The organism is uncultured Succinatimonas sp. (assembly GCF_905203285.1).
In the GTDB taxonomy this organism is placed as follows: domain Bacteria; phylum Pseudomonadota; class Gammaproteobacteria; order Enterobacterales; family Succinivibrionaceae; genus Succinatimonas.
Genome location: NZ_CAJKVK010000108.1, coordinates 1 through 5,924, shown reverse-complemented (window position 1 = coordinate 5,924; position 5,924 = coordinate 1). Strand labels below are relative to the sequence as shown.

Below are 5,924 nucleotides of genomic sequence, written 5' to 3'. Positions count from 1 at the left end.
ATAATTTATACCTTATTTTAACTTTTTAATAAAAATCAAATAATAAAAAAATTATAAGGTAAAAAATGAAAATTAAATCTCTTTTTACATATAGTTTGTTGTGTTTTACTTTGTCCAGTTGCTCTGTTTATATGGCATCAAATCAGGCTGATAAAGCAGGACAAGGGGTGTAATGTGGCAAAAGCAGATAAAATTAAATATTATGCTGACATTGCAAAAGGTTTTTTGTTTGCGTTATTAAGCACAATTTTTGCAGTCATTGCGTTTTTATTTATCAATTACGAAAAATTAAACATTTATCAAAATATTTTTTTATCAATTGCGCTCATCTTGCTTTTTATGACTTTGATCTCAACTATAATTTATATTAAGCACATAGGCAAAGATTTAGAGAGGCTTTAATTATGGATTTAGGTTTTTATATTGCTGTAATTGCAAGTGTATGCTTTGCTTTTATATGCTCTTATAGTGTTTATTATTTATTTAAAAAATAATCGTTCATATATCAAATATATTTATACATGCATAAGTTTGAATAGCTTTTATTAAATAGCAAAACAAGCTAAGTTAATTTAACAACCGCTTTAGAGCGGTTTGTTTTTATACGTTCTAAAATTAAAAATTTTTGATCCCAAACATAATTAATATCATGAAATGAAAGGTTTTTAATGAGATTTAAATGATAAGACAATCTTTCTTTTCTCCTTCTTTAATTTAAATAAACGATATTTTCTTCAGGTAAAAAAGACAATCACACTCTGCGTTTCTCCCTCCTGCAACACCCATAAACTTTTGCTACAATACGGCTTAACCAAAAGGAGTAGAACATGTCTCAGATTGAAAGAATGCATCCTGATTGTCCTCCGGATGCCCATAAAGTAATGCGTCCGCCTGAAAATCCGCTCAATGCCCAATTATGCGTTTTCGTTACCGCAGAAGAAGTTGAGACCTGCGGAATTGACGACGTTCTTGAAGTTTTAGCCCTCATGAACCAAAAGCCCCTGCTTTTATGCGAGGATGAGAACGTCAAGCAGCAAATTAAAGATCACTGCGCCAAAGCCGAATTGACTCCGGCTTTTATCCGCGTAAATGATGACAACACCTGCACTATCGAATATTTAGACGGAGCGGTCAGCTCATCTCTGCCTTTTTACGCTTATGCTGACGATTATCATAACTTTGAGCATTTCCTTGATAAATTGTCTGAAAAATGCGTTATCAGCGTCGACATGCTTTCTATGTTGATTCTCCGTTCCATTTCCACCGTCTATCCGTGGGATAAGCTTCTTGCCGGTGATTTTATCCGTCAATACATTAAAGCCAGTGACGCAATTTCCGATGAAGATCGCGATCTGCTGCGCCAAATCCGCTACGGAAAATACGATCCGATGAACGCCAAAGACACTAAGGCTTATCAATTCCTGCGTCTTGAACGCAAACTCTTCTTACAATATCCGTCAGAAGATGATTAACCATAAGACGCAAGGCAATTCCTTGCGTCTTGTCTTTTTAGTTACCGCAAAGCTTTGTCCATGTCACATTCAAGTCCAGTTATTTCCCTTGCAAAGCAGTTAATTGCCTGTAAATCAATTACCCCTGATGATGCAGACTGCCAGAAAATTCTTGCCAAACGCTTTTTATCTGCAGGCTTTACCGTTAAATCTTATAAAGAAGAAGGCAGTCAAACCTTAAATCTTTTAGCCACTCACGGCCAAGGCAGTCCTTTTATTCTTTTTCTTGGACACACCGACGTAGTACCTCCCGGTGATTTATCTTTATGGACAAGCGATCCTTTTTCTCCTACTTTCCTAGAGGATGAAAAAGAAGGTCTTATGTTGCAAGGACGCGGCAGCGCCGACATGAAAGGCTCCGATGCTGCAATGACCGAGGCTCTTTGTGAATATGTTAAAAAATACCCCAATCACAAAGGCACACTGGGATTATTGATAACTTCAAACGAAGAGGGAGATGCCTCAGGCGGTGTTCCTTTCGTTGCAAACGAACTGAAAAAAGAAAATCTTATCCCTGATTTTTGTATCGTAGGCGAACCGTCTTCCGAAAAAGTTTTCGGCGACACGATTAAAGTCGGACGTCGAGGATCGCTTACCGCTCATATTACCGTAATAGGCAAGCAAGGACATGTCGCCTATCCTGAACGGGTTCACAATCCGATTCATGACGCCGCAAAACTTATCAATGCGCTTAATACTAAGCTTGATTCAGGCAATGAATTTTTCCCGGCTACATCTTTTGAGCTGACAAACATAAAAAGCGGCACGAGCGCTGAAAACGTGGTTCCCGAATCTTGCTACTTTATGTGCAACTGGCGCTTTAATAATGAAGAAAGTTTCGATTCAATAAAAGAATTTGTTGAAAAACAAATAGATAATTTAAAACTTAACTGTCAGGTACGCTTTAAGCTTAACGGCTTGCCGTTTATTTCAGGAAACTCCCAATTATCTAAAGCCTTGTCTGAATCTATTGTAGAAGTAACCGGCGTCACACCGAATCTATCCACATCAGGAGGAACGTCTGACGGCAGGTTTATCGCCCCGCTTGGCACCAAGGTTGTGGAGTTCGGACCAAAAAGCGCCACCATTCACCAGATTAATGAAAAAGTGGCAGCTTCATCTCTTGACGCTCTAAGCCTTATTTTTATCAAAACCTTAGAGCGTCTTTTAAATTAATCAGGCATTTAACAGATATTTTTCGGCATCAAGCGCTGCCTGACAACCGCTTCCTGCCGAAGTTATCGCCTGACGATACACTTTATCGGCACAATCTCCTGCGGCAAAGACACCAGGGCATGAAGTAGCGGCAGCTCCGTTTTCTTTATGCAAAACGATATAACCATCCCCATCAAGTTCCAAATCATCTTTAAAGATGTCAGTTGCCGGAGCATGACCTATGGCGACAAACACGCCCTGTACGGGCAAGTCGCGTTTAGTTCCATCCTTAAATTCAACGGCTAAGGCGTTAACGGCATTACCGTCACCTTTAATTTCATCGACCACGGCATCAAGCACGAATTCGGCTTTTCCTTCTGCTACCAAAGCTTTAAATTTATCTATAAGCACATTTTCAGATCTAAAGCCCTGACGGCGATGCACTAAATAAACTTTATTGCATAAAGATGCCAAAAAGATAGCCTCCACGAAAGCAGCCGATCCTCCGCCGACTACCGCGACATCCTTTTTTCTAAAGAAAAATCCGTCACAAGTTGCGCATGCTGAAACTCCGTGACCTTTATATTTATTTTCAGATTCAATACCCAAAAAGCGTGCTTTAGCTCCGGTTGCGACAATTACCGAAAGCGCCTTTAGCACCTTACCTGAGCTTAAAGTTAAAGTTTTAACCTTATCTTTTAAATCTACTTTAGTAACCGTATCGAAAATAATTTCAGTACCGAGGGATTTGGCATGATCTTGAAGCTTTTGCATCAGATCAAAACCTGAGGGATTATCTTTCTCTCCGGGCCAATTTCCGATTTCAGGAGTTGAAATAAGTTGTCCTCCGACCTCGGATCCTGCTACCAGAACCGGCTTAAGGCCGGCTCGAGCAGTATAAATTCCTGCCGTGTATCCGGCAGGTCCTGAACCTATAATTACAACGTTTAAAATTTCACCTTGTTCCATATGCAACTCTACCAATGTCTGAAGCGATGATGACGAGGCCCTGGGCCACGATCATATTCATCATAATAAGGACAATCTTTATATCCGCCATCTTTTACAAATTGTTGCATAAGTAAGCGTTCTTTTTCACGTTTTTGAGATTCTAAATCAGCTACAGTCTGTGCCTGCTTACGAATTTCCTGGACATTCGGATCATCGGCACGTTCTAAAGCCTTTAATACCTTTCTTTCAACAAAAAGCTGCGACTCAATCTTGTCAAGCTCATCGACCTGCTGACCGTAACGCTCCGCCATGACAGGAGATCTCAACATACGGTGATGGCGAGGGCCGAAATCATCATAGTAAGGACAAGGAGGAGGCACATCTGCAACAGGACGCGGCGCTACGGTATCAAATCCGCGCACTGAAGCAGGATCGATATTATCAGGAGCCGCAATTGCAAGAGAAGATAAGGAAACAGCGCTTAACAAAGCAACAGCAACGGGAATAGTCTTAAAGTTCATACTAAACTCCTTTTATCAAAGTTTATCTTTATTCTTACTTTAAGATCTTTATCTTAGTTTACCCTTAGCTGTAAAAATTTCTTTTGTCTTACTTCCAAATATCGGTTTTAATCGGTAAAAGACTTATCGTGCTAAAGCAAATTTAAACTGTTATTGGTTTAATCACCTGACAATACCTAGCAATTGCCTGTAATTATTTTTGGCAAAATCAACACAATGTTTAGCCCAAGGATACGAGGACTTTAACAATACATCCACAGCAGCATCAAAAGAAAAAGCGTTCAAATATTTTTCTGCTTTTTCTTTATATGAAATATGCCACGGCTCATATCCCATGTTTTTGCCTGAATACGGTCTTATAAAACCAAATGAATCTAAATTTTCTTCAAGCCACAAACCTAAAGAATAGAAATAAGAGCCTTTTTCATATTCATAAGCCGTAAGCTGTAAATTTTCACCATCTGGCAGCATGGATTTTGAGTAAATATCAAAATCAGTACCGAAATGATGACGAGAAAAACCGGGAATTGCAGAAAAGCGGCAAATTGCCGCTACTTTGTCTGTCGGAGTCAAATTGCTTATATCAATAGGATGCTCATTTTGATCAAGGACCGGTCTTAAGCCGTTCCATTTAGCATCAAATATTGCGCACTGCCGCGAAAATGACCGATAAGCAGATGCGACATCAAGAGAAAAGCCGTCGCTTAAAGCTTTATCGACAAGTAAACCTAAAGCCGCCGCCGCATCTATGTCGGCTAAAAGCTCGGTATCAAAAAGCTTTACCAAACGACTTTCGTCAAGTCCCAGGCACTCAAGAGTACTAATCATTTTTAATAAGATTAAGCTCTTTACCTAAAAGATTTGCTATCTGAACGCATGAATAAGCTTCACCGCGACGAGCATTATCCATAAGCACGATAAAATCAAATCCACGGCGTGAAGAAGGGTCGGCGTGCAATCTTGTAATTAACAATTTAGTCTCGTTAATACCATGCGTTACCGGGGTTAAAAGCTCATCTTTATCGGCAACTTTAATCCACTCACAAGCATTGAAAGCATCTTCAACCGCGCCTTCAGGAACATCTTCTTCAAGCTCAACATGGACTACAACAGTATGTCCGTAAAAAACCGGAACTTGAATTGAAGTAAAATCAAAGCCGCGCTCAAAATCACCTAAGAGCCTTTTTAACTCATGACGCACTACTTCCTCATGAGTTGAGTAGCCGCTTTCGCTTAAATCACCGATTCTGGTATGTATGTTAAAAGCAAGCTGTGCCGGGAAATCATTATCCTCAAGCGCCATGCCGTTTAACAGTAAAGTGGTTTCACGTGCCAGTGTTTCAGTGCCGGCACGTCCGTGTTCCGACACGGATTCAAGCGCCGTTACCTGGGCTCTTGCCACTCCGAATTCATCGTGTAATACCGACAAGCTTAATGCAAGCTCGGCACTGACTGATGCCGGAGGAATAACAACTTTACGCTCAAGAGCTTCTTTTACCGTATACGGATTAAGTTCAGGCAGCACCAACGGAACATTGTCATCCCCTGAAAAACGTCTACTGTTATCTATAACGATACATCCAGCCTCAGTTGCTTTATCACAAAGCCTTTTACTCTCATCTGGCGGACATAAAAACATGGCAACTTGTGCTTTAGAGAAATCAAAAGACGAAACCGGTTCTATCATATGATTGCGGCCGTTTAAAGTAACGGCATCAAATTCACCTTCAAGCGGAGACAAAGGATAAAGCTTACCGATATCCACTTTAAGTTCTTCTAAAGTTTC

Annotated in this window: 7 protein-coding genes; 3 read left to right on the top strand and 4 right to left on the bottom strand. The window is 40.2% G+C overall.

Going from position 1 to position 5,924, the window contains the following annotated elements; translation table 11 throughout:
- The first annotated feature begins 174 nt into the window (after positions 1–174).
- From QZ019_RS09010 to dapE, 3 genes are all read left to right on the top strand, one after another.
- Complete coding sequence (locus QZ019_RS09010; RefSeq protein ID WP_294567801.1) at positions 175–402, top strand: hypothetical protein; 228 nt, start codon at positions 175–177, stop codon at positions 400–402.
- A gap of 425 nt (positions 403–827) precedes the next feature.
- Positions 828–1,472: a hypothetical protein gene (locus QZ019_RS09005; protein ID WP_295484388.1), complete on the top strand. Its 645-nt coding sequence runs from the start codon at positions 828–830 to the stop codon at positions 1,470–1,472.
- 60 nt (positions 1,473–1,532) lie between these two features.
- The gene (gene dapE / locus QZ019_RS09000; protein WP_295484385.1) at positions 1,533–2,687 is read left to right on the top strand and encodes a succinyl-diaminopimelate desuccinylase; all 1,155 of its coding nucleotides are present in this window, start codon (positions 1,533–1,535) and stop codon (positions 2,685–2,687) included.
- On the opposite strand, the gene trxB is transcribed toward dapE, so the two are convergent.
- The 4 genes from trxB to QZ019_RS08980 all read right to left on the bottom strand — a co-directional run.
- A complete protein-coding gene (gene trxB / locus QZ019_RS08995) occupies positions 2,688–3,635 on the bottom strand; it encodes a thioredoxin-disulfide reductase (protein WP_295484383.1) in 948 nt (315 codons plus the stop codon).
- Positions 3,636–3,643: 8 nt separating this feature from the next.
- Entirely contained in the window at positions 3,644–4,138 is a 495-nt protein-coding gene (locus tag QZ019_RS08990) for a hypothetical protein (protein ID WP_294567808.1), read from the bottom strand.
- Positions 4,139–4,300: 162 nt separating this feature from the next.
- On the bottom strand, positions 4,301–4,966 hold the full coding sequence (locus QZ019_RS08985) for a M15 family metallopeptidase (RefSeq protein WP_295484381.1): 666 nt from the start codon (positions 4,964–4,966) through the stop codon (positions 4,301–4,303).
- On the bottom strand, positions 4,959–5,924 hold a 966-nt coding region (locus tag QZ019_RS08980), incomplete at its 5' end, for an Asd/ArgC dimerization domain-containing protein (RefSeq protein ID WP_295484379.1). The genes QZ019_RS08980 and QZ019_RS08985, both read right to left, overlap by 8 nt.